This is a genomic window from Streptomyces sp. NPDC026417 (assembly GCF_055567695.1).
Genome location: NZ_JBVHPY010000012.1, coordinates 1 through 977 on the forward strand (window position 1 = coordinate 1; position 977 = coordinate 977).

Sequence of the window (977 nt, forward strand, 5' to 3'; positions counted from 1 at the left end):
GTAGGGCAGGAGCAGCGAGGGGAGGGGTGCTCTTGTGGGTTGGTGGTTTCCCCCGCTCCCCCCCTCTCCCTCCCCCTCCCTCGCCCCCGCCCCCGCCCCCCCCCCCCCCCCCCCCACGCGGGTGACACCCCTGAACGGTCCGACACGACCGTCAGGGGGTGTCACCGTGCCAGTCGTAGCGGCGGCGCCCGTCGCCGGGTCTGGGGCCGTACAGGGCGCGGCCACCGGGGCCGTAGCGGCCTATCTCCGTCGGCAGCGCCACGTCCTGGCCCCGGTGGTGGCCGGGGTGGTCGGTGACGTCCAGCAGCAGCCCGTCCAGGGGGCCGCCGGTCAGTTCCACGTAGTCGTGCCCGGGCTTGGGGCCGGGGTCAGGATCGTCATGGTCGGCCCCGTAGACCCGGCCGCGCATGAACTGCTGCTCATCCATACCGAGCAGCCTCCCACCCGGCACTGACAACCGCCCCGGCCCGGGTGCGGCCGCGGCGGGCAGCCCGTGCCGCAGCAGGGGCTCGCACCTTCACTCCGGACCCTGGGCCGCCCGCTGTGCCGGCCGTCGGGTGGCCGGCCGCGCGCGACCCCAGGCGGCCAGCGGCTCCAGGGCGTCATCGAGGCGTACGCCGTCCTCGGTCGGCTCCTCGCGATGGCACCGGCCGTGCATCGGACCGCCGCGCAGTTGCGCAGCGGGGACTGCACCCGGGGCGTCGTCTCCAGCCTCGCCGTGCAGGTGGCCGGCCGACCCTCCTGGGCACCGCCGAGCAGCAGGCGGTCGGCACGGAACTGCTCAGCCCGTACTTCGCGCTGATGCGCCGTCGCCTGGCCGAGGGCGGCGGCGAGGAGGACCTCACGGGGGTGATCGACCTGCTGGCGGACCGGGGGGGGCGCACCCACGGAAGGGGGGGGGGCGGGAAAAGCGCCGCAAAAGGGGGAGGGGGGGGCAGGACGCTCACCCACCGTGCGGGTTGGGGGGGTTTTTTTTC

Annotated in this window: 1 protein-coding gene and 1 pseudogene; one reads left to right on the plus strand and one right to left on the minus strand. The window is 75.6% G+C overall.

What is annotated here, in order from left to right:
- Positions 1-151 precede the first annotated feature (151 nt).
- Positions 152-427, minus strand: coding sequence for a hypothetical protein (locus tag ACZ4NT_RS19855; protein WP_121409348.1), 276 nt, complete (start codon positions 425-427; stop codon positions 152-154).
- A 204-nt stretch (positions 428-631) separates the two neighbouring features.
- On the opposite strand from ACZ4NT_RS19855, the pseudogene ACZ4NT_RS19860 reads away from it, so the two are divergent.
- Positions 632-870, plus strand: a pseudogene (locus tag ACZ4NT_RS19860) (NAD(P)-dependent oxidoreductase); the annotation flags it as partial.
- Positions 871-977 lie beyond the last annotated feature (107 nt).

What these genes read in the sequence shown, in the direction of transcription:
- ACZ4NT_RS19855 (WP_121409348.1), bottom strand. Translation starts at nt 427, where the DNA reads ATGGATGAGCAGCAGTTCATGCGCGGCCGGGTCTACGGGGCCGACCAT.